Origin of the sequence: Ensifer sp. B1-9, from assembly GCF_050474445.1 — a bacterium.
Lineage (GTDB): Bacteria > Pseudomonadota > Alphaproteobacteria > Rhizobiales > Rhizobiaceae > Ensifer.
In genome coordinates this window covers 228,688-250,546 of the sequence record NZ_JBCHVG010000012.1, presented here as the reverse complement: position 1 = coordinate 250,546, position 21,859 = coordinate 228,688, and the positions used below count along the sequence as shown (strand labels likewise).

At 63.2% G+C, this 21,859-nt stretch carries 26 protein-coding genes; 15 read left to right on the top strand and 11 right to left on the bottom strand.

Annotated features, from left to right (window positions below):
- Positions 1-28 precede the first annotated feature (28 nt).
- From ACQ5BM_RS23340 to ACQ5BM_RS23310, 7 genes are all read left to right on the top strand, one after another.
- A complete protein-coding gene (locus ACQ5BM_RS23340; protein ID WP_429816547.1) occupies positions 29-901 on the top strand; it encodes a carbohydrate ABC transporter permease in 873 nt (290 codons plus the stop codon).
- A gap of 5 nt (positions 902-906) precedes the next feature.
- Positions 907-1,737, top strand: coding sequence for a carbohydrate ABC transporter permease (locus ACQ5BM_RS23335; protein WP_429816544.1), 831 nt, complete (start codon positions 907-909; stop codon positions 1,735-1,737).
- An 11-nt stretch (positions 1,738-1,748) separates the two neighbouring features.
- Complete coding sequence (locus ACQ5BM_RS23330) at positions 1,749-2,750, top strand: ABC transporter ATP-binding protein (protein WP_429816541.1); 1,002 nt, start codon at positions 1,749-1,751, stop codon at positions 2,748-2,750.
- Entirely contained in the window at positions 2,747-3,520 is a 774-nt protein-coding gene (locus ACQ5BM_RS23325; RefSeq protein ID WP_429816539.1) for an L-iditol 2-dehydrogenase, read from the top strand. The genes ACQ5BM_RS23330 and ACQ5BM_RS23325 overlap by 4 nt, the downstream gene beginning before the upstream one ends.
- A gap of 40 nt (positions 3,521-3,560) precedes the next feature.
- On the top strand, positions 3,561-5,045 hold the full coding sequence (locus ACQ5BM_RS23320; RefSeq protein ID WP_429816537.1) for a mannitol dehydrogenase family protein: 1,485 nt from the start codon (positions 3,561-3,563) through the stop codon (positions 5,043-5,045).
- A 99-nt stretch (positions 5,046-5,144) separates the two neighbouring features.
- Positions 5,145-5,813, top strand: a complete 669-nt coding sequence (locus ACQ5BM_RS23315; RefSeq protein ID WP_429816534.1) for an HAD family hydrolase — start codon at positions 5,145-5,147, stop codon at positions 5,811-5,813.
- 247 nt (positions 5,814-6,060) lie between these two features.
- Positions 6,061-7,644 carry an FGGY-family carbohydrate kinase gene (locus ACQ5BM_RS23310; protein ID WP_429816531.1) on the top strand — a complete coding sequence of 528 codons (1,584 nt, stop codon included), beginning with the start codon at positions 6,061-6,063 and terminating at the stop codon, positions 7,642-7,644.
- 378 nt (positions 7,645-8,022) lie between these two features.
- Here ACQ5BM_RS23310 and ACQ5BM_RS23305 read toward each other — a convergent pair whose 3' ends face one another.
- Positions 8,023-8,817, bottom strand: coding sequence for a response regulator (locus ACQ5BM_RS23305; RefSeq protein WP_429816528.1), 795 nt, complete (start codon positions 8,815-8,817; stop codon positions 8,023-8,025).
- 136 nt (positions 8,818-8,953) lie between these two features.
- Here ACQ5BM_RS23305 and ACQ5BM_RS23300 point away from each other — a divergent pair, with 136 nt between their 5' ends.
- The 3 genes from ACQ5BM_RS23300 to ACQ5BM_RS23290 all read left to right on the top strand — a co-directional run bounded on the left by ACQ5BM_RS23300 (position 8,954) and on the right by ACQ5BM_RS23290 (position 11,423).
- Positions 8,954-9,148: a NepR family anti-sigma factor gene (locus ACQ5BM_RS23300; RefSeq protein ID WP_429816525.1), complete on the top strand. Its 195-nt coding sequence runs from the start codon at positions 8,954-8,956 to the stop codon at positions 9,146-9,148.
- Between the two features lie 8 nt (positions 9,149-9,156).
- Entirely contained in the window at positions 9,157-9,711 is a 555-nt protein-coding gene (locus tag ACQ5BM_RS23295; RefSeq protein WP_113535624.1) for an RNA polymerase sigma factor, read from the top strand.
- Between the two features lie 209 nt (positions 9,712-9,920).
- The gene (locus ACQ5BM_RS23290; protein WP_429816522.1) at positions 9,921-11,423 is read left to right on the top strand and encodes a sensor histidine kinase; all 1,503 of its coding nucleotides are present in this window, start codon (positions 9,921-9,923) and stop codon (positions 11,421-11,423) included.
- A gap of 18 nt (positions 11,424-11,441) precedes the next feature.
- Here ACQ5BM_RS23290 and ACQ5BM_RS23285 read toward each other — a convergent pair whose 3' ends face one another.
- The 7 genes from ACQ5BM_RS23285 to hemP form a co-directional block, all read right to left on the bottom strand.
- The gene (locus tag ACQ5BM_RS23285; protein WP_429816520.1) at positions 11,442-11,873 is read right to left on the bottom strand and encodes a hypothetical protein; all 432 of its coding nucleotides are present in this window, start codon (positions 11,871-11,873) and stop codon (positions 11,442-11,444) included.
- A 130-nt stretch (positions 11,874-12,003) separates the two neighbouring features.
- Positions 12,004-12,372 carry a DUF883 family protein gene (locus ACQ5BM_RS23280; RefSeq protein ID WP_429816518.1) on the bottom strand — a complete coding sequence of 123 codons (369 nt, stop codon included), beginning with the start codon at positions 12,370-12,372 and terminating at the stop codon, positions 12,004-12,006.
- A gap of 204 nt (positions 12,373-12,576) precedes the next feature.
- Positions 12,577-13,368 carry a heme ABC transporter ATP-binding protein gene (locus ACQ5BM_RS23275; protein WP_429816515.1) on the bottom strand — a complete coding sequence of 264 codons (792 nt, stop codon included), beginning with the start codon at positions 13,366-13,368 and terminating at the stop codon, positions 12,577-12,579.
- Positions 13,369-13,376: 8 nt separating this feature from the next.
- Entirely contained in the window at positions 13,377-14,495 is a 1,119-nt protein-coding gene (locus ACQ5BM_RS23270) for a FecCD family ABC transporter permease (protein WP_429816512.1), read from the bottom strand.
- Positions 14,482-15,432, bottom strand: a complete 951-nt coding sequence (locus ACQ5BM_RS23265; protein WP_429816509.1) for a heme/hemin ABC transporter substrate-binding protein — start codon at positions 15,430-15,432, stop codon at positions 14,482-14,484. The genes ACQ5BM_RS23270 and ACQ5BM_RS23265 overlap by 14 nt, the downstream gene beginning before the upstream one ends.
- A gap of 22 nt (positions 15,433-15,454) precedes the next feature.
- A complete protein-coding gene (locus tag ACQ5BM_RS23260) occupies positions 15,455-16,516 on the bottom strand; it encodes a hemin-degrading factor (protein WP_429816506.1) in 1,062 nt (353 codons plus the stop codon).
- Positions 16,517-16,526: 10 nt separating this feature from the next.
- Positions 16,527-16,796, bottom strand: coding sequence for a hemin uptake protein HemP (hemP, locus tag ACQ5BM_RS23255; protein ID WP_429816504.1), 270 nt, complete (start codon positions 16,794-16,796; stop codon positions 16,527-16,529).
- Between the two features lie 118 nt (positions 16,797-16,914).
- Between hemP and ACQ5BM_RS23250 the strand changes: the two genes are divergently transcribed.
- The 5 genes from ACQ5BM_RS23250 (at position 16,915) to ACQ5BM_RS23230 (ending at position 19,797) form a co-directional block, all read left to right on the top strand.
- The gene (locus tag ACQ5BM_RS23250) at positions 16,915-17,352 is read left to right on the top strand and encodes a hypothetical protein (RefSeq protein ID WP_429816502.1); all 438 of its coding nucleotides are present in this window, start codon (positions 16,915-16,917) and stop codon (positions 17,350-17,352) included.
- Between the two features lie 76 nt (positions 17,353-17,428).
- Positions 17,429-18,343, top strand: a complete 915-nt coding sequence (locus ACQ5BM_RS23245) for a TonB family protein (RefSeq protein WP_429816499.1) — start codon at positions 17,429-17,431, stop codon at positions 18,341-18,343.
- Between the two features lie 211 nt (positions 18,344-18,554).
- Complete coding sequence (locus tag ACQ5BM_RS23240; RefSeq protein WP_429816497.1) at positions 18,555-18,968, top strand: DUF2325 domain-containing protein; 414 nt, start codon at positions 18,555-18,557, stop codon at positions 18,966-18,968.
- A gap of 26 nt (positions 18,969-18,994) precedes the next feature.
- Complete coding sequence (locus ACQ5BM_RS23235) at positions 18,995-19,264, top strand: hypothetical protein (RefSeq protein ID WP_429816494.1); 270 nt, start codon at positions 18,995-18,997, stop codon at positions 19,262-19,264.
- Between the two features lie 218 nt (positions 19,265-19,482).
- Positions 19,483-19,797, top strand: coding sequence for an antibiotic biosynthesis monooxygenase family protein (locus ACQ5BM_RS23230; protein WP_429816491.1), 315 nt, complete (start codon positions 19,483-19,485; stop codon positions 19,795-19,797).
- 91 nt (positions 19,798-19,888) lie between these two features.
- Here ACQ5BM_RS23230 and ACQ5BM_RS23225 read toward each other — a convergent pair whose 3' ends face one another.
- From ACQ5BM_RS23225 to ACQ5BM_RS23215, 3 genes are all read right to left on the bottom strand, one after another.
- Entirely contained in the window at positions 19,889-20,254 is a 366-nt protein-coding gene (locus ACQ5BM_RS23225) for a DUF423 domain-containing protein (protein ID WP_429816488.1), read from the bottom strand.
- Between the two features lie 6 nt (positions 20,255-20,260).
- On the bottom strand, positions 20,261-20,653 hold the full coding sequence (locus ACQ5BM_RS23220; protein ID WP_429816485.1) for a group II truncated hemoglobin: 393 nt from the start codon (positions 20,651-20,653) through the stop codon (positions 20,261-20,263).
- A gap of 168 nt (positions 20,654-20,821) precedes the next feature.
- On the bottom strand, positions 20,822-21,844 hold the full coding sequence (locus ACQ5BM_RS23215; RefSeq protein ID WP_429816482.1) for a substrate-binding domain-containing protein: 1,023 nt from the start codon (positions 21,842-21,844) through the stop codon (positions 20,822-20,824).
- Between the last annotated feature and the right edge of the window lie 15 nt (positions 21,845-21,859).

Sequence of the window (21,859 nt, the reverse complement as noted above, 5' to 3'; positions counted from 1 at the left end):
GCGTTGAATTCCATCATTGGGGGACGCCATGGCGACCTTGCACACCCGCTCCGCCGCGCGGCTGATGATCGCGCCCTCGGTGCTTTTGCTTCTGGCCTGGATGATCGTTCCCCTGGCCATGACGATCTACTTCTCGTTCCTGCGTTACAATCTTCTGATGCCGGGAATGGAAGAGTTCGCCGGCTTCTCGAACTACAAATACTTCCTGACCGATCCCGCCTTCTTCCAGGCGATCTTCAATACGCTCGCAATCGTGCTCGGCGTGCTCTTCATCACGGTCGTTGGCGGCATCGCGCTGGCGCTGCTGCTCGACCAGCCGATGTTCGGGCAGGGGATCGTGCGCATCCTGGTGATCGCACCCTTCCTGATCATGCCCACCGTGGCGGCCCTCGTCTGGAAGAACATGTTCATGAACCCGGTCAACGGGCTCTTTGCCTGGATCGCCAAGCTCTTCGGGCTGCAGCCCTTCGACTTCCTTGCCAATGCGCCGCTGCTGTCGGTGATCCTCATCGTCGCCTGGCAATGGCTGCCCTTTGCGACGCTGATCCTGTTGACGGCGCTGCAGTCGCTCGACGAGGAGCAGAAGGAAGCGGCGCAGATGGACGGCGCCGGCGCCTGGAGCCGTTTCATCTATCTGGTGCTGCCGCATCTTTCCCGCGCGATCACGGTCGTCATCCTCATCCAGACGATCTTCCTGCTCTCGGTCTTCGCCGAGATCCTGGTGACCACCAATGGCGGGCCGGGCACGCAGAGCACCAATCTGACATTCCTCGTCTATGCGCAGGCACTGCTGCAATTCGACGTGGGCGGCGCATCGGCCGGCGGCATCATCGCGGTCATCCTCGCCAACATCGTCGCATTCTTCCTGATGCGCATGATCGGCAAGACGCTGGAGGCTTGAGAACCATGGCACGCAACGTCTCCACCCAACGAAAGATCGTCATAACGGTCGTCGCCTGGACGATCGGCATCCTGATCTTCTTCCCGATCCTCTGGACGTTCCTGACGAGCTTCAAGACCGAGGCCGAAGCGATCGCTTCGCCGCCGTCACTGCTGTTCTTCGACTGGACGACGGAGAACTATCATGAGGTGCAGAGCCGCTCGAACTATTTCCTGCACTTCATGAACTCGGTCGTCGTCTCCTTCGGTTCGACGCTGATCGGCCTGGTCATCGCCATTCCGTCCGCCTGGGCGATGGCGTTCTCGCCGACCAAGCGCACCAAGGACGTGCTGATGTGGATGCTCTCCACCAAGATGATGCCGTCGGTCGGCGTGCTGGTGCCGATGTATCTGATGTTCCGCAACACGGGCCTGCTCGATACCCGCACCGGCCTGGTGATCGTGCTGACGCTGATCAACCTGCCGATCATCATCTGGATGCTCTACACCTATTTCAAGGAGATCCCCGGCGAGATTCTGGAGGCCGCCCGCATGGACGGCGCCTCGCTCTCCAAGGAGATCATCTACGTGCTCACGCCGATGGCGATTCCCGGCATCGCCTCGACGCTGCTGCTCAACATCATCCTCTCCTGGAACGAGGCGTTCTGGACGCTGAACCTCAGCGCCGCGAAAGCCGCGCCACTGACGGCCTTCATCGCCTCCTATTCGAGCCCCGAAGGCCTGTTCTACGCCAAGCTCTCGGCCGCCTCGACCATGGCGATCGCCCCCATCCTCATACTCGGCTGGTTTTCGCAGAAGCAGCTCGTACGCGGCCTCACCTTCGGCGCAGTCAAATAAGGGATACGACAATGGGAAGCATTACACTCAGCAAGGTTTCGAAGGTTTTCGGCGCCCATGCCGTCATCCCCTCGATCGACCTCGACATCAACAATGGCGAATTCGTCGTCTTCGTCGGACCGTCGGGTTGCGGAAAGTCGACGCTGCTCAGGCTGATCGCCGGCTTGGAAGACGTCAGTGACGGCGACATCGTCATCGACGGCAAAAACGCCACCGAACTGCCGCCGGCGCAGCGGGGTCTCTCGATGGTATTCCAGTCCTATGCGCTCTATCCCCATATGAGCGTGCGCTCGAACATCGCCTTTCCCCTGAAGATGGCGGGCGAGGACAAGGCCGTCATCGACAAGAAGGTGTCGGAGGCGGCCCGTGTGCTGAACCTCTCCGATTATCTCGACCGCAAGCCGCGCCAGCTTTCCGGCGGCCAGCGCCAGCGTGTCGCGATCGGCCGGGCGATCGTGCGCCAGCCGAAGGCCTTCCTGTTCGACGAGCCGCTGTCGAACCTCGATGCGGCGCTGCGCGTCAACATGCGGCTGGAAATCAGCCAGCTGCACCAGGACCTGAAGACGACGATGATCTACGTCACCCACGACCAGGTGGAGGCCATGACCATGGCCGACAAGATCGTGGTGCTGAATCGCGGCCGCATCGAGCAGGTCGGCTCGCCGCTCGAGCTTTACCACAGACCGGACAACCTGTTTGTCGCCGGCTTCATCGGCTCGCCGCGCATGAACTTCGTAGGCGGTGCCCCAGCTTCCGCCTATCAGGCGCACACGATGGGCGTCCGCCCCGAGCACCTGGCGCTCTCCAAGGACAGTGGCACCTGGCAGGGCACGGTCGGCGTCGCCGAACATCTCGGCTCCGACACCTTCCTCCATGTCAACGTCGACGGCATCGGCACGGTGACGGCGCGAGTCAGCGGTGATTTCGCCGTGACCCATGGCGATCGTGTGTTCCTGACGCCGGATCCGCAGCGCGTCCACAGATTCGACGACAAGGGCCTGGCAATCCGATGAGACGGCTCGAAGGAAAAAGCGCGCTGATCACCGGGTCTGCGCGGGGGATCGGCCGTGCCTTCGCCGAGGCCTATATCCGCGAAGGCGCCACGGTCGCGATCGCCGACATCAACATCGATCAGGCGCGGCAGACGGCCTCCGAGATCGGTGCGGGCGCCTATGCGGTCGAGATGGACGTGACGCAGCAGGCATCGATCGATGCAGCGATCGCGGCGGTCGTCAAGCACGCCGGCGGGCTCGACATCCTCGTCAACAATGCCGCGCTCTTCGATCTCGCGCCGATCGTCGAGATCACCCGCGAAAGCTATGACCGGCTGTTTTCGATCAACGTCGCCGGCACTTTGTTCACCCTGCAGGCGGCGGCAAAGCAGATGATCGCCCAGGGCCGGGGCGGCAAGATCATCAACATGGCGAGCCAGGCGGGACGCCGCGGCGAAGCGCTGGTCGCGATCTATTGCGCCACCAAGGCGGCGGTCATCAGCCTTACCCAGTCGGCCGGCCTCAACCTCATCAAGCATGGCATCAACGTCAACGCGATCGCGCCCGGCGTGGTCGACGGCGAGCACTGGGACGGCGTCGATGCGCTGTTTGCCAAATACGAGAACCGCCCGCTCGGCGAAAAGAAGAAACTGGTCGGCGCCGAGGTGCCCTTTGGCCGGATGGGAACGGCCGAGGACCTGACCGGAATGGCGATCTTCCTCGCCTCGGCGGAGAGCGACTACGTCGTTTCGCAGACCTATAACGTCGACGGCGGCAACTGGATGAGCTGAGCCTGTGCACGCAGGCAAGGCCTCGAAAGGATACGAGACCATGACGACCAAACTCTCACTTGCCGCCCTCGACACGATCAAGGCCAAGGCCGGCGTGCCGAACTACGACCGGTCGCAGCTGACGGCGGGTATCGTGCATTTCGGCGTCGGCAACTTCCACAGGGCGCACCAGGCCGTCTATCTCGATGACCTCTTCAATGCCGGACACGACCTGGACTGGGCCATCATCGGGGCCGGCGTGCTTGCCTCAGATGCAGCGATGCGCGCCAAGCTTGCGGCACAGGATTTCCTGACGACCGTCGTGGAGCAGGACAACAACCGCACCGGCGCCCATGTCACCGGCGCGATGATCGACTATCTCGAGCCCGGCGACGTCCAAGCGATCGTTGCGAAGCTCACCGATCCGGCGATCCGCATCGTGTCGCTGACGATCACCGAAGGCGGCTATTTCATCGATCCGGCCTCGGGCGTGTTCAACCCGACCCATCCGGCAATCGTTGCCGACGCGCAGAACCCGGCGGCCCCGAAGACGGTGTTCGGGCTGATCGTTGCCGGGATGAAAGCGCGCAGGGACAAGAACGTTCCGCCTTTCACAGTGATGTCTTGCGACAATATTCCGGGCAATGGCGAGGTCACGCACGCGGCGGTCGCCGGCCTCGCGCGGCTCTTCGACCCGGCCTTCGCCGATTGGATCGACGCCAATGTCGCTTTCCCGAACGGCATGGTGGACCGGATCACGCCGGCGACCGGCGCACGCGAGATCGGCATCGTCGCCGACGAGTACGGCATCGAGGATGCCTGGCCGGTGTTCTGCGAGGAATTCAAGCAATGGGTGCTGGAGGATCATTTCCCGCTCGGCCGCCCGGCGCTGGAGAAGGTGGGCGTCCAGTTCGTGCCTGACGTTGCGCCCTACGAGCACATGAAGATCCGCATCCTCAATGGCGGTCATGCGGCGATCGCCTATCCGGCCGCCTTGCTCGACATCCATTTCGTGCACGAGGCGATGGAGGAACCGCTGATCCGCGCCTTCCTTGCCAAGCTCGAACACGACGAGATCATTCCGGTCATTCCGCCGGTGCCGAACACCGATCTCGGCGACTATTACAAGCTGATCGAGACGCGCTTCTCCAATCCGAAGATCGGCGACACGATCCCCCGCCTGGCGCAGGACGGCTCCAACCGGCAGCCGAAATTCATCCTGCCTTCGACCGCCGATCGGCTGGCGCGCGGCGAGGACGTCGTCGGGCTGTCGCTGGTTTCGGCGCTCTGGTGCCGCTATTTTGCCGGCACGTCCGACAGCGGCAGGGCGATCGTCTTCAACGACCAGAGCGCCGACCGGCTGAACAAGGCGGCGCTGGCCGCCAAGGACGATCCGATGGCCTTCCTGGCGCTCGGCGATATCTTCGGCGATGTCGCGGGCTCCGATCTCTTCCGCCGCCGTTTCGCTCATGCATTGAAAACGCTCTGGGAAAAGGGTACGCGCGCTACGCTCCAGCTTTATCTGGACGAGAAGCTTACCGCATAATTCCTTGGATCGGATTCGATGCAAGGGCGAATTATGCGCCAATTCAAAGCGTTACGGCGGCCCTTGCGTAATGCGCGTCGCTGTAAGGGGTAGGGTGTTATGGCGGATGCGGCGTCCGGGCTGGTGATCTTCGATTGCGACGGGGTGCTCGTCGATAGCGAGCCGATCTCGCTGGAAGTGCTGGTGGACGTGCTCTCGGCCGCCGGCGTTTCGATGACCACCGAGGAGGCGACGGAACGCTTTCTCGGGCGCAGCCTGAAAAGCATGTCGGCGATCCTGCACGACGAATACGGGCTCGCCACCGACGACGCGTTCCTCGAGGGCATGCGCCTTCGTCTCTACGATCGCTTTCGTTCGGAACTGCAGCCGATTGCAGGCATTCGCGAAGCGGTCGAGGGCCTCGAAGGCGCGTGCTGCGTCGCCTCGTCCAGCCAGCCGGAACGCATCCGCCTGTCGCTGACCGTCACCGGCCTCATCGATCTCTTCGAGCCCAACATCTTCTCCGCTACCATGGTCAAACATGGCAAGCCGGCACCTGATCTCTTCCTGCATGCGAGCCGCGAAATGGGTTTCGCGCCCAAAGATTGCGTCGTCGTCGAGGACAGTCCGGCGGGCATCGAAGCGGCGAAGGCGGCGGGCATGCGGGTCTTCGCCTTTGCCGGCGGCAGCCACGCGCGCACCGACAAGCATCGGCAAAGTCTCTCCGACCTCAGCCCCGACGTGCTGTTTGACGACATGGGCGAATTGTTACAATTTGTCGGCCGATAGCAGGGACGGAACTACAGCGCCGCACGTCTTATCAGACGCGCAAACGTCGCTGTAGCATTTTGAAGTGCCGCATGTTTTTGTCCATAATCGGAGACGACTAAAGGAAACATGCAGGAGAGCGGGGTGAGGAGAATGTGTGCGGATTTCCGCCCGCATCCCGCTCGAACGAATGACAATCGATCACGGTTTTGATTTTGGGTCGATCCAACCGAAAATCACCGTGATCCAGGGGGCGGGGCATTCATTGATGCGTGAATTCGTCGTTGCGGTCGATGTCGGCACCGGCAGTGCGCGCGCCGGTATCTTTGACCGAAGGGGTACGCTGCTGGCGCGTGCCGACCTGCCGATCGCCATGAACCGGCCGGAAGAAAACCACGCCGAGCATGACTCCGAGGATATCTGGCGCGCCGTCTGCGGCGCGGTCAAGGCGGCCAAGGATAAGGCTGGCATCGCTGCGCAAGACATTGCGGCGATCGGTTTCGACGCCACTTGCTCATTGGTGGTGCGCGACCGGGACGGCAAGCCGCTTTCCGTCAACCGCAAGGGCGAGGCGCGCTGGGACACGATCGTGTGGCTCGACCATCGGGCGCTGGCAGAGGCTGACTTCTGCACGGCCACCGGTCACCCGGTGCTCGATTTTTCCGGCCGTGTCATGTCGCCGGAAATGGAAATGCCGAAGCTGATGTGGCTGAAGCGCAACCTGCCGGGACAGTGGAACAAGGCCGGCTTCTTCTTCGATCTCGCGGATTATCTCTCCTGGCGGGCGACGGGAAGCGCCGCACGCTCGCGCTGCACTTTGACGGCAAAATGGAACTATCTGGCGCATGAGAAGCGTGGCTGGCAGCCCGACTATCTCTCAAGGATCGGGCTCGAGGATCTTATCGAGCGCGGCGGTCTGCCCGAGGAAAGCCTGCCGATCGGAAGCTCGGTCGGCCATTTGAGTGCAGCGGCGGCGGCCGAGCTCGGACTGGACGAAGGCTGCCAGGTGGCGCCGGGTCTGATCGACGCCTATGCCGGTGCGCTCGGCGTCGTTGGCGGGTTCATCGGTGCGCCGGAGAAGCTCGAAAGGCAACTGGCGCTGATTGCCGGCACGTCGAGCTGCATCGTCGCCTTCTCCAAGGACATGAAGCCCGGCTTCGGCATGTGGGGCCCCTATTACGAAGCGGTTCTTCCCGGCGCCTGGCTGATCGAAGGCGGGCAGTCGGCGACCGGTGCGCTGCTCGACCATATCGTGCGGCTGCACGGCGGCGGTCTCGAGCCGACCGCCGAGACGCATGGCCGGATCATCGCCCGGGTGCAGGAACTGCGGGCGGAGCAGGGGACCGCTTTTGCCGATCGCCTGCATGTGCTTCCCGACTTCCATGGCAACCGCTCGCCGCTTGCCGATCCGCACGGGCTCGGCGTTATCAGTGGCTTGCCGCTCGATTCCTCCTTCGATGCGCTCTGCCGGCTTTATTGGCGCACCTGTGTCGCGATCGCGCTCGGCATTCGCCACATCCTCGAGATGATGCGCGAGGTCGGCTATCAGCTCGACACGCTGCACGTTACCGGCGGCCACGTGCGCAACGCACTTCTGATGGAGCTCTATTGCGATGTGACCGGCTGCCGCGTGGTGGCGCCACAGGCGCCGGACGCGGTGCTGCTCGGTACGGCGATGGCGGCGGCGGTTGCCGGCGGCATTCACCAGGACCTCGCAGCCGCGGGCATGGCAATGGCGTCGGACGGACATGAGCGCCTGCCGGATGCAAGCGTTCGTGCCACCTATGATCGCGATTACCGTCGGTTCCTGGCGCTCTACCGTCACCGTGACGAACTCGACAAGATGCTATGAATTGGTAGGCGAAAACAGCCATTGCAAGCGCATGGAACCTTTTGCCGCGTCGCGCATTTTGCTTGCGACCGGACGGTGGCGCGCATAGCCCCCAATGCCGCGCCGGAGGCAGACCGCCGGCCTACAACTCACACTCCCCGAGTGAGTTGCACATACCAGCCAGTGCCTTCCCTCGGCACTGGCTGTCGTGTGTTTGGGGGTAATCGAAAAACGGCTGTCCACCCAAGTACGCTGCGCCGATGCTGCCAGCAGAGTCGGGTGCGTGCGGGCGCCGCTGCCAGGGTCGATTGCGGGAAAATTTGAGATGTTGTCTCGAAGGGTACCGTCCAGCAAAGGTGGTCATTTCGCCGTTTCGGAAACGGCGAAATGACCCGTTGCTCAGGCCGCCGCCTTGGTCGATTCGTTGAAGAACAGCGCTTGGCTGATCAGTGCCTTGACCATGTCCGGGTTGAACGGCTTGGTGACGAGGAAGGTCGGTTCCGGCCGTTCGCCGGTCAGGAGCCGTTCCGGGAAGGCGGTGATGAAGATCACCGGAATGGCGCTTGTCTTCAGGATGTCGTTGACGGCGTCGATACCCGAGCTGCCGTCGGCGAGCTGGATGTCGGCAAGCACCATGCTTGGCCGGGTCTGCTTGTAGAGGGCAATCGCTTCGTCGCGGGTCCGGGCGATGCCGGTGACGCGATGGCCGAGGCTCTCGACCATCTGCTCGATGTCGATGGCGATCAGCGGTTCGTCCTCGATGATCATGATATCGGTTGCGACCTGACGCGAGATTTCCTGCGAGGCGCGGTCGAGCAGGCCGCCGACCTTTTCGGTGGAGACGTCGAGGACTTCGGCGGCTTCCTCGGGACGGAAACCTTCGACCGAGACCAGCAGGAAGGCCTGGCGGGCTAGGGGCGAGACCGTCGCGAGATTGATCGACGCGCGCTGTTCCCAGGCGAAAGGCGAGATCGGCTCCGGCACAAGGACGGATGAGGAGCCGAAAAGTGAGGTGAAGAGTCTGAACAGGCCGACGCGGTCATTGCTTGCTTCCGGGAAAATCGACGTGTCGGCGATCAGCGCTTCGAGAACGGCAGCGACATAGGCGTCGCCGGATGTCTGCGAGCCGGTCAGCGCGCGTGAGTACCGGCGCAGATACGGCAGAAGCGGTGCGATCCGCGTGGACAATGTCATAGGGGGAACTCCCTCGAATATCTTTCTACGGTGACGTTGCGAGAACGCCGGACGTAAAAAAAGGTTCCCCAAGGGAACATTTCAATTTTCTGCCGCGTTATCGCGGCTATGGACACTCGAAGGCGACAGTTTGACAATGAAATATAAAACAGGGGCAGGGCGGACTACCGGCACGACCTTATGGACAGAAGACCCAAACGCGCAAATCGCAGCAAAGCTGAAAGCGCTTTATCAGTCCGTGCAGGAAGAGGCGATACCCGCGCGTTTTCTCGATCTTCTGGAAAAACTCGACGCGGCCGAGCAGCGGTCGGCACTGCAGGGCAGGGAGTAAGTGCCAGAATGTCGTCCGAAAAGAATGATTTCAAGCGAGAGATGCTTGCCGCGCTGCCGAGCTTGCGCGCCTTCGCGATGTCGTTGATCGGTCGCCACGACCGTGCCGACGACCTCGTCCAGGACACGATCATGAAGGCCTGGGCGAAGCAGGACCATTTCGAGATGGGCACCAATATGAAAGCCTGGCTCTTCACGATCCTGCGCAACGAGCTCTACAGCCAGATGCGCAAGCGCGGGCGCGAGGTGCAGGACACCGACGGGCACTTCACCGAGTCGCTGGCCCATCACCCGGAGCAATACGGGTCCCTCGACCTGCAGGATTTCCGGCGTGCGCTCGATATGCTGCCGCCGGACCAGCGCGAAGCGATCATCCTGGTCGGCGCTTCCGGCTTCTCCTACGAAGAGGCGGCGACGATCTGCGGCTGCGCTCTCGGCACGATCAAGAGCCGGGTGAACCGTGCGCGCCAGCGGCTGCAGGACATCCTGCAGGTGAAGGGTGAAAACGACTACGGGCCGGACGAAACCTCGGCTCCGATCACGTCGCGCGCCTTCGTCTCCTGAGGGAAGAATTTCCGGCCGGATACCGTTGCAAAAGTGGCGGTGTCCTGCTTTCACTGACGGCTGGGGCCCGAGGGGATAGGCGGTGACGGCCGACATCGACTGACGAAGGTGCAGTCGTGACGATATTGGGTCGAGACGCTCCAAACCGAGCGGAATGCGGTTGACCCCGGCGGCTTCCTCATCTCGTTCAGATTGAGAATTGAGACCGTATGCACGTGAGGACAGAGAAAACGGATCCGTCTGTGACGAGGCTGCTCGACGCGCCCGAGCGTCTTGGCGTCCTGCACGCGACCGTGCCTGACATGGCCGTTCCGGACCGGGATTTCGACGGGATCGCCGAAATCGCTGCCGGGCTTTTCGACGCTCAGGTCGCACTGGTGACACTGATCGACCGCCAATGGCAGTGGTTCAAGGCAGCCGTCGGTACCGATGAGACCCGTGCCCCGGCCGAAGACGCATTTTGTACGCATGTAGCCGCTGCGGCCGATGCAAGCCTCGTCGTCCTCGACGCCTCGGTCGATCCGCGGTTCGCACGCCATCGGCAGGTCAAGGGGCCGCCATTTGTGCGCTTCTATGCCGGCGCGCCGATCATGCTGGAAGGGCAGGCGGTGGGCACGGTTTGCGTGTTCGACGACAAGCCGCGCACTGAGGTATCGCAATCGCTCATCCACCAATTGTGCCGACTTGCCGCGCTCGCAGCCTCGCTTTTCAAGGTCAAGGACGAGGCCCGTCGACGCGCGCTGAAGGAGGCGGCCTTGTCGCGCGAGGAGCAGCGGCACGCGATGGCGCTCGAAGCGGCCAACATCGGTAGCTGGCTTTGGGATATCCGCTCGGGTGCGATCGCCGGCAACAGCGCCTTGAAACGCATGTTCGGACTTTCGGCCGACAGTTCGGTTGGCGCCCGCGACATCTTCGGCGCGATCCACGTCGACGATCGCGGCGCGACTTTCGCCAAGCTCCGCCAGGCGATGAAGGCCGACGACGAATATGACGGCATGTTCCGTATCGGCGACACGGGGCGCTGGCTGCTCGGCCGCGGCCGCGTGCACGACCGGGACGGCAAGGGCAATCCGCTGACATTCATCGGCGTGACGATCGATGTCACCGACCAGCAGGCTTCGGCGCAGCGCACCCGGCTCCTGCTGAAGGAGCTCAATCACCGGGTCAAGAACACGCTCGCCATGCTGCAATCGCTTGCGCGCCAGACGCTTCGCCAGACGAGCGACCCGGCCGAGTTCATGACCGCGTTTGCCGGTCGCTTGCAGGCGATCTCCGAGGCGCATGGTCTGCTGTCCGATCACGAGTGGGGCACGATCCGGCTTGCCGACCTGATCGCCAAGCAACTGCTGCCGCATGTGAGCGCCTATGCGGACCAGATCGAACTGCATAAGGACGAAGTGTCGCTCGGTCCCGACCAGGCCGTCGGCTTGGGGCTGGTGCTGCACGAGCTTGCAACCAACGCCGTGAAATACGGATCGCTTTCGGTGCCGAAAGGCAAGGTTGTGTTGACGGCGCGAAACGTCGTCGAAGACGGCGACACCGTCCTTCATCTTACGTGGAGCGAAGTTGGCGGGCCGCCGGTGCGCGAGCCGAAGCGGCGCGGCTTCGGCTCCATCCTGATCGAGCGCAGCCTCGACAAGGTGCTGGGGAGTTCGGTGAAGGTCGAATATCTCCCAGCCGGTGTGACGGCGCTTATCCGGTTGCCGCTCTGACGGGACCGCACCCGCCCATCAATCGTCGTGTTTGCGTCCGCGTCGCTTGCCGGTCCCCAAGAGAGCGCCGACCGCGAGAGCCATGGCAACGGCAAGAAGCGGCTGTTTGCGCAGGATGCCGGCTGCTGCGAGCAGCGTCAGATTGGTTTGCATCTGCGTGCGGCGGCGGCGTTCTTCCTGAAGCCGGCGGTCTCGGTTCTGCAGGGCGATGAGGATGGCTATAAACACCAGGGCTGTGGCGACCAGTGCCCCGGCGATTGCCGCTGCGGCCGCGACAGGGGAGTAGCGAACACTAAGAAACAGAAAGGCGGCGGCGAGGGCGAAGACATAGGCGGTGAGGAGCAACAGCCCTATGACGCTCCATAGGGCTGCATTGCGCTTCACGCGAGCGGCAGTGGCGCCGATGTCGGCGGCCAAAAGGCTGGCGAGGGCGGCCGTCAATGGTCCCATGCGTTACTCCCGTCGTGCTCGACTCTCAGAGGTTTGGAGGCGAAATACCGGCGGAAAAGCTCCATGCCTTTCCTCATCTCGGCCGGAACTGCGAGCCATTGCGCGCCGGTCCAGCTTGACGGATCGCAAGTCAGCGACGAAGCAGCGCCGCCACGGCGAGCCCGATCAGGGCGGCCGCGCCGAGCGTGGCGACGGGATGCTCGCGAACCGCGTGGCGGACCTGCTTTTCCGTGCCGGCATAGCGGTCGCGAAGCTCGGCCAGCAGGTCTTCGCCGCTTGCCAGCAATTCGCTGATGCCGGCTTCCGCCTGTTCACGGGCATCCTGCACTTTGCCGCGCGCCTGCTTCGAGGCGGCCGATCCGCGATCGGCTAGCAAGGCGACAAGCGTTGCCACATCGCTCCGCAGCTCGCCCAGTTGTTCCTCAATGGAGAGATCGGCGAGCTTGCCATTGCTTTTTGTCGATCGCGATCCCGAACCGGAGAAGAGGCCTGGCGCCATGACGGATACTCCCTTTCACGCATGCGCCGGCCGCAAGCGGTCGGCGCTGTCTGACGGAACCGGCGGGCACAACTAGAGGCCCTTTCCGGCGCTTCGGGAGAACAACGCACAAGTGCAGAAATTGTTTCGTGAAAACTTGACCTTGGCCAGTCAAGCGAATTGCGGCGACAAGGGCTGTTTCACCCGCGACGCCCCAAGGGTCGGTCAGAGCGATGCTGTCTGCGGCAGGACGAAGGGCACGTGCGGTGCCGGTGCGACACCCACCTGCATGCGGCAGCCGAAAACGGCTTCCATCGTCTCGTCGGTCAGAACCTCGCGGGGGGCACCACTGGCGCGGACCTTGCCGGTCTTCATCATCACCATATGGTCCGCGAACATAGCCGTGAGATTGAGGTCATGCATCACGGCGACGACCCCACCGCCGCGTTCGCAGAACTTGCGGGCGAGCTGCATGATCCCGAGCTGATGACGGATATCGAGGCTCGACACGGGTTCGTCGAGAAGCAGGTAGCGCGGCTCGCCGTCGATTACCGGATCGGTGATCTGGCAGAGGACGCGGGCAAGCTGCACGCGCTGCTGCTCGCCGCCCGACAGTTCCTGGTAGAAACGTCCGGCAAAGCCCGCGAGATCCACCGCTTCCAGCGCCTCGGCCGTGACCCGGTCGTGCGCGGCGGAGTCCGCATTGGCACCGGCGGCAAGGCCCAACCTCACGACCTCGCGCACGGTGAAGGGGAAGGAGATGACCACCGACTGGGGCAGAACACCGCGCATCAGTGCGAGTTCCCACGGCTTCAGCCCGCTGAGGTCGCGGCCATTGATGCGGATCGCTCCGCTCGACGGCGAAAGCTCGCCGGAGATCGCCTTCAGCGTCGTGGTCTTGCCGGAGCCGTTCGGTCCGACGATGGCGGTCAATGCGCCCGGCAAAGCCTCGAGGGATACGCCGTGGATGACAGGTCGCCCGCCGAGTCGGACGGAGAGATTGGAGACGTTGATCATGGTTTCCTTCAGAGTCCCATGTTCGAACGGCCGCGCAGCAGGATCCAGAGGAAGAACGGCGCGCCGATAAAGGCGGTGACGATGCCGATCGGCAGTTCCGCCGGAGATACGATGGTGCGGGCGATCATGTCGGCGAGGATCAACAGCGTACCGCCGAACAGCGCCGAGGCGGGCAGCAGGTAGCGATGGTCGGGGCCGATGACGAGGCGCAGCAGGTGCGGAACGACGATGCCGACGAAGCCGATGCCGCCGCTGACGGCAACGGATGCGCCGGTGGCCGCGGCGACGCTGACGATCGCGATGTTCTTCAGCCGCTGCACGGGAATGCCCATATGAAAGGCCGCCGCTTCGCCGAGGGTGATGGCATTCAGTCCACGTGCCAGGAATGGGGTCACCGCGAGCGACGCGAGGATGATCGGCGCTGCCGCCAGGATCTTCGTCCAGTTGGCGCCTGCGAGCGAACCGAGCCCCCAGAAGGTGAGGTCACGCAGTTGCTTGTCGTCGGCCCTGAAGACGAGAACGCCGGTGATCGCGCCGGTCAGCGCGCCGAGCGCGATACCGGCAAGCAGCAGCGTGGCGATCGACGTCTGGCCGCCGCGGGTGGCGATACGGTAGAGCAGCAGGGTCGTGGCGAGGCCGCCGACGAAGGCTGCGACCGGCAGCGCATAGAAACCGAACAGCGCGAAAAGCGGCCCGAAGGCGGCGGTTCCGAGCACGATCAGCAGCACGGCGCCGAGGCTCGCGCCCGAGGAGACGCCGACGAGGCCGGGATCTGCCAGGGGGTTGCGGAAAAGACCCTGCATGACGACGCCGGAAACGGCGAGCGAAGCGCCGACGAGCAGGCCGAGCACGGCGCGCGGCAGGCGGATATCGAGGATAATGATGCGGTCGCGGATGCTTAAGCCCTGATCGGCCTCACCGATCAACCAGCGCCAGACATTGGCGAGCGACGCATCGGCAGCACCAGTCATGATCGAGCCGACGAAGGTCGCGACGGCAAACGCGATCAAGGCGGCGATGACGAGACGCGCCAGCCGCGAGCGGTTGCCCGCGCGCCATTCATTGCGGATATCGGCGGCGAAACCGGTCAGGCGCATGCCGCGGTCCGCCGCCTCACTGCGCGGCATTGGCCTTCTTCCCGTAAATGGCGGCATTCAGTTCGCGCACGGCGCTTGCCGTACGTGGGCCGAAGCCGAGCAGGTGCAGGCCGTCCATGCGGATCAGCGCCTTGTTCTTGGCGGCAGGCGTAAGGCTGAGCGCCGGCAGGGCGAAGAGTTCGTCCGCCTTGGCGGAATGTTCGCCGCCACGGTCCATCATCAGGACGACATCGGGTTTGGCCTCGATGATGGCCTCGTCGGTCAGCGCCTTGTAGCCGGGGAAAGTTCCGACCGCGTTTACGGCGCCCGCGAGCTCGATGATGCCGTTGGCCGCGGTGCCCTGTCCCGAGGCCATGATCTTTCCGCCCTGCGTGCTCAGGATGAAGAGCACGCGCTTGCGTTCGGCTACCGGACGGGCGACACTCTCGGCGACTGCCGCATCGAGATCGGCTTCCACGCTCTTTGCCAGGGTTTCGGCCTTTTCCTCGACGCCGAGGAAAGTGCCGACGGTGCGGATCTTCGCGGGGATGCCGGCCTTGTCGAAGGTCTCAGGCACGCTGGTGAAGGCGATGTTCGCCTCCTTCAGCACCGCCAGCGCTTCTGGCGGGCCGCTGCCTTCGATGGCGATGATGGCGCTCGGGTTGGCGGCGATGATGCCTTCCGGTGCGAGCTGGCGCATGTAGCCGACATCCGGCAGCGCCTTTGCCGCTTCGGGATAGGTGCTCGTGGAATCGCGGCCGACGAGGCGGCCTTCCTCGCCGAGCGCATAGATGATCTCGGTGATCGCTCCGCCGACCGAAACGACGCGCGAGACGTCGGCCTTCTGTATCTCCTCGGCCATCGCCGGCCGGATGAAGGAGGGCGCACCGGGTGCCACCGCCGGCAGCAGGAAGGGCGCCGAAACGGCAAAGGCGGCAAGCGCCAGTTCCCGGCGGCGAAGGCGACGGAAGTCGAGACCGTTGATCATCGAAGTGTTCCTTATCCTGTCCTCAGGCGGCGACGGTCGTGTCGAGACGCGGCAGGCCCTCGGCGATCGCGCGCCATTCCGGACGTTCCGCGAGGCCCTCTTTCCGCTTGCCGAAGAACTGGATGATCATCTCGCCCTTGGCGTCGAGCGCCTCGATCGAAGTGACGTGGCCGTCGGCCGTCGGCTTGCGCACGGCCCAGAGTTCGGCGATGTGGTCGGTGCGCAGGTGCAGGTGGAAGGTCGGGTCCATGACGTTGAGCCAGGGGCCCATCGGCGCGATCCTGGCGATCGGGCCGGAATGGATCTGGATCATGCCGCGGTTGCCGACGAAGCACATGATCGGCAGTTCGATCTCGGCGCTGGAACGCATCATGGTTTCGATGCTGGACGGGTCGAGCTGCCAGGCGAAATCTTCGCCGATGTTGCTGAGCGCCTGGCGGCGGCCGATCTTCAGCTTGCGCAGCATGCCATGGAACTGATGGGTGTCCGTCATTTTCGTCCAGCGGTCGCGCAGCTCGGCAACATCGACGACGGTCTCAGGCCTGTCGTCAGCGGCGGGCACGCTGGCGTCGGCGGCGAATTCCTGCGTCTGGTCGTCAAGGCGGAAATCCGCGACGATCTTGTCATAGGCCGCCACATTCGATTCCGGGCGCAGGTGCACCTTGTGTACGGCGTTGCCCCACTTGTCGAAGAACTGCAGGCTCTTGCGGGTTTCACCCTGGTTGTCGGTCTTCGTCACGGCGAAGGCGTGCGCCCAGGCGCTCGGGAAAACCCGGAGGTCGATCTCACCGCCGAGCACGATGCTTGCCATCTCACCTGTGGTGATCTTTTCGTAGACGCCGATCTTTTCGTGGACCGCGCTTTCGTTGCGGGTCAGGGCCATGACTTCGCCGAGTTCCTCGACGCGCGACAGGAAACGGTTGGCATCGGCATCGATACGCACGGCAGTCAGCCCGCATTCGGCAGCGACGAGAGCGGCTTCGGAAACACCGAGCTGGGCTGCGACATCACGCTCGCGCATCTTCGGGTTCTCGGCGCGGTAGGCGCGGATTTCGGAAGGAGTGGGACGGAGGCTCTCGGTCATTTTCATCTGCCTATTTGTTCAGGATCAGTTTGCCTTGGCGGGTGATCTTCATGCGGTAGATCGCGCCGTCGTGGGAAATGAGGATCTCGTTTTCGCTGCCGAAAAGTTCGCGACTTTCAATTATCCGTTGCGCGCGCCCGGCCTGGATCGGCGGCTCGGATGGGCGTGCAAGGTCATTGTCGTTGGTCACTGGGTTGGCCGTTTCGAGAGGGCAGGCCGCGCTGTTTTTCCAGCATTTCCTGCCGTGCAATTCGTTTACTATCTTGACTTCATTACTCATATTTATTTATGGACGCAATACCGGACTTAAAAACTCAAGTTATTTATTGCCGGCTTGTGGACAAGGGCGTGCGGGCCTCGTTCGGTGGCTCGCTGCAACCCTCTGGAGTGATGTCGTTATGCAGTTTTCCAGCCTTCCGATTGCTTCCGTTGCTCTTGCGACCCTTATCGCGGGGACCAGTGTCAACGCCCAGGAGGCTGTGCCCGCCGGCGGGCTGACGATCGAGTTGAACGATGTCGCGCCGTCGCAGAAGGGCTGCAAGCTCACTTTCGTTGCTGGCAACGCCTTGGCGCAGTCGCTGAGCAAGGTGTCTTTCGAGTTCGTGATCTTCAACCAGAAGGGTCTCGTCGAGCGCATGGCCGTCCTCGACTTCCGCGATCTGCCCGCCGGCAAGACCAAGGTTCGCCAGTTTGATCTGCCCGGCACCAATTGCGATGCGGTGAAGAGCCTGCTGATCAACGATGCGCCGGCCTGTGTCGGCGACGGCGTGCAGCCGGGCGCCTGCATGAGCGGAATCAAGACCGGCTCGAAATCCGCGGTGGAACTCAAGGGCTGAGCGAACAGGGCTGATTGAGACCGCTCCTTAAAGGGCGTGGGTTTGCGCCACCCGGTGCGGCGAAGGTAAGGCAGTAATGAAGCGTATCGTCATTTGGGCGGGGGCCGCCATCATCTCGCTTGCAACGCATGGCGTTGTTCTTGCCACCCTGTTCGCATCTTCGCCGCCGAAGGACGAATCGACGCTCATGATCGGCGGTACGGCGACGGAAGTTGCCGTTCTCGGCGACGCGTTCTCTGAAACGCTGCAGGCGGGCGATCCCTCCGAGATCGTCGAGCCGATTGATGATGTCCCTGACGAGGTGAAGCCGGAGGAGCTTGCGCCGGTCGAGGAGCAGACTTCAACCACACCGGAAATCGCCGCGGACGAACCGCACGATCTGACAGCGACCGAGGCCGACGTCATCCTGCCGGCCGAAGAGATGCCGACCCCTGCGGTTGCCGAAGCTGTGGTCACCGCAAGCGTCGCGCCGGTCGAATCCGTCGTGCCGGAAGTAAAGCCCGAGATCGTAGAGCCGAAGAAGGAGCAGGTGGACAAACCTGAACCGAAGAAGGAACCGGTCAAGAAAAAGAAGGTCACCCGCAAGAAGGCTGGCGACAAGGGTGAGCAGAAACAGACCCAGGTCAAAGGCCAGGCGGACGGCGATATCAATGGTGCTTCCACGGCCGCCACCGGTCAGGGACGGGCAGCGTCGGTGACCGGTAACGCGGGAGAGGAAAACTACAAGGGCAAGGTTCGCTCAAAGGTCCAGCGCGCTTTCCTCAGGAAGACCCGCGGGATCCGCAGTGGCGAAGGCGATACCGCGACGGTTACGTTCGTCGTCGCCGCGAATGGAGGCTTGGCAGGGGTCAATCTCGTTCGCAGCTCCGGATCAGACCGTCTCGACAAGGCGGCCTTGGATTCGGTTCGCAGCGCAGCACCTTTCGCGGCCATCCCGGCCGGTTCCGGCAAGAGCAGTTGGACCTTTACCGTCCCGATGTCCGTAAACTGACGGGCGGACGCGCCGCTTTCCGGCCAGCGAGCGAAGAGCTGATTTTTTCTCGAAAATATGATTATAAAACTCATGTTTATACTTTACTCGGATTATCAAGTTTAATAGGTTGCGTTCGTCACGCAGCCGAAGGGCGTGTGTCGAGATGATGTCCCGATGCGACCGGCTGCCCGTGAAGGCCCTTGTCGCGCGATCAGGCGGAGAGGATTGCATGCGCGGCAAGCGTCACCAGAATGCGGCGAAGAATGGCAAGGGTCGTTCGGGTTCGGAAGCGACCGAGGCACGCCAGGAGGCCGGCAAGGCAACGCTTGAAGGACGCAGTTTCCTCTATGTCGGCGGCCGCGATTGTCAGGTGGCGCATCTGCGCGAAATCGCCAGCGCCTTTGGCGCCGAGCTGCTGCATCACGATGGCGGCCTGCGTGAGGCCGTCTCGCGGATCGACCGGGTGCTGCCGTCCGTCGACTGCGTCTTCTGCCCGATCGACTGCATCAGCCATGACGCATGTCTTCGCGTGAAGACCGGCTGCAAGAAGTGGGGCAAGGCCTTCGTACCGCTGCGCAACGGCTCGAAATCGAGCCTGGAGCGCGCGCTTCAGGACCTGACCACCAGCCGCGACGAGCGCTGATCCCCCAAGCAAGACGAGAGTTTGCAATGAACGAAGAACGTCCTGACCTCGCCATGATGCTCGGTCTGCACAAGCTGGCGGTACAGAATGGCGATGGCCTGGTGCCGGAGCTCTACGAGATCCTGACCCGCCGCGCGCGCATGCTGGAAGACACCACCAACGTCGCGGAGTTCCCAAGCTGGCAGGCGCGACCGCCGGTTCGCGATCCTCTCGGCCTTGCGGAGCCGAAAGAAGGAACTATCCTCGCCTTTCCGCGCGCGGCCAATGATGCCGGCCGCAAGAAAGAAAGTGCCTGAGAGCAAGTCCAGGAAAAGTGCGAAGCGGTTTTCCGCCCGGGATTGCGTAGGCTAAGGAAGCAAGTCCAGGAAAAGTGCGAAGCGGTTTTCCGTCCGGAATTGCGTAGACTAAGGAAGCAAGTCCAGGAAAAGTGCGAAGCGGTTTTCCGTCCGGGATTGCGCCGTTTCAAAGAGCCGGATTGTTTCGCAGTTTGGCGAAAGGACCTACGGAGACCAAGATGTACGTTGCCATGAACCGTTTTCGTATCGCCATCGGCCAGGAAGAGGCTTTCGAGGCCGTGTGGAAGGGCCGCGATTCCAGTCTTTCTGAAATGCCGGGCTTCGTTTCCTTCCATCTGCTTCGTGGCGGCAGCGTGCCGGAAGAGGGCTATACGCTCTTCGTCTCGAACTCGGTCTGGAAGGACAGGGATTCGTTCTTGGCCTGGACGAAATCGGAAAACTTCCGGGCCGCGCACCGGAGTGCCGGCGACAACAAGGCGATGTATCTCGGTCCGCCGAAGTTCGAAGGTTTCACCGCCGTCGAAGGTGCCTGATCCGCGCCGTGTGGGCTTGGGCATAGTCCCTGATATTGCCTGTCATTCGCCTCCTGGGATGGACCCATCCGGGAGGCGAATTGTTTCTAGGCTAGGCCTTTCGCGGCAGGAAGGCGCCGAGCGAGACGGCGAGCCAGCCCGCCATGATCGTCGTGCCGCCGAGCGGCGCCGACATCGGGAACAGGCCGTGGCCGGAAGCATGGCGCATGGCGAGATCCGCCGAGAACAGCGCCGTTCCCACGGCGATCAGCAAGGCCGCAGCAGGGGCCGTGCGAAAGCTTGGCCAGGCTGCGTAGAGCGCGACCAGTGCAGGCGCGTGCGCCAGGCACATCGCGGAAATGCCGGCGAGCAATCTCGGATCGTCGCCATGCGAGGCCGCGGCCGCGCTGACAACGCCGGTCAGACCCATCAAACCGGCAACAAAAAGCGTCGTTGCGCGAAATCCGCTCTGCGACATGTCACGTCATTCCTTGTTCTGCATATGAAGGGCGAGGCGGGTGATCGGCTCGAGAATGATCTGCCTGAGCTGCGGATGGGCGATCGTTTCCTCAAGCGCGCGGGTGAAACAGAGCAGCCATTCGTCCCGTTCCTCCGGGCCGATTTCGGCGACGAAATGGCGACGGCGCAGCATCGGGTGTCCGCGCTTCTCGACATAGATTGGCGGTCCGCCAAGCCAGCCGGTCAGGTACTCGTAGAATTTCTCCTCGCTGCCCGAAAGGTCGGGCGGATGCACGGCGCGGCATCGTGCCGCTTCGGGCAGCGTGTCCATCAACTCATAGAAGCGGCGCGTCAGCGCACGAACCGTCGGGTCGCCTCCGATCGCTTCATAGAGGGTGGTGGTTTCCGTTTCCGCCATGCTCGCATCCTTCGTTCCTTCGGTCCTAGCGCGCGGCATCCGGTCCGACAACGGTTTTCCTGGCAACGGCTTTGCGGCGTTTCATCGCGGCCGGCCCGTGTCCCTTATGTCCGTCCGCGCCCGGGTCTCATCGAGTCCGTCTTTGATTGAGGCTGTCAAAGACGGTTCTCACGCATCCTCGGGTGGCGGCGCTGTGGATTCCCGCAGGATCAGTTCGACCGGCCAGAGTTCGTGAACCTCTTCGGTCGGCCTGCCTGAGAGAAGCTGCAGCACGAGGTCGGCCGAGCGTGCGCCGGCAGCGCGCATCGAAGACCGTGTCGCCGAGAGCGACGGCACCATGTTTTCCGCGGTCAGGTAGGGAAAGACGTCGTCATGGGCGATCACCGAAACCTCGCGGCCGATCTCCAGACCCATGGACCGGGCCGCTCTGTAGATGCCGAGGGCGGTCATCATCGAGCCGGCGACGAAGGCGGTTGGGCGCGGCGCCTGCTCCAGGAAGGAGCGTGCGAAGCGGAAGCCCAGTTCATCGGTGAAGTTGCCGTGGGCGACGAGACGCGGATCAAACGGAATGCCGCGTGCCTGCAGTGCGTCGCGGTAGCCCTTGTCGCGGTGGAGCGAGAAGGTGCGTCCTTTCCGTCCGTTGATCATGGCGATGCGGCGATGGCCGAGATCGATCAGATGCGAGGTCGCCCGCCGGATCGCGCCTTCGTTGTCGATGTCGAGCCAGGCATGCGGCACGTCGATATCGGATCGACCGTGGACGAGGAAGGGCATGCCGAGCTTGTGGAGGAGTGCTATGCGTTCGTCGTTCGGTTCGGGCGAATGCACGATCACGGCATCGACACGGCCGCTGACGGCGAGCCGGCTATAGAGTTGGATTTCGCCCTTGGGATCCTTGTCGTCCATCGGGCTGACGAGGATGTCGATGTCCTCCGTGCCGAGCCGCTCGGCCAGTCCGCCCATGAACTCGGAGAAGTGAAATTCACCCGCTCGTCCCATGACGACGCCGATGGCGCCGGCGCGACCGGTGGCGAGCCTCACGGCATTGATGTTCGGACGATAGCCAAGGCGCGATGCCTCTTCGGCCACGCGTTTGCGTGTCTTTTCGCTGACCTCTGGGTAACCGCTCAGCGCCCGGCTGACGGTGGTTGGCGAAAGGCCCAGTTGCTGTGCGAACTCCCTCAGTTTCATTCGGTATGCGTTTCC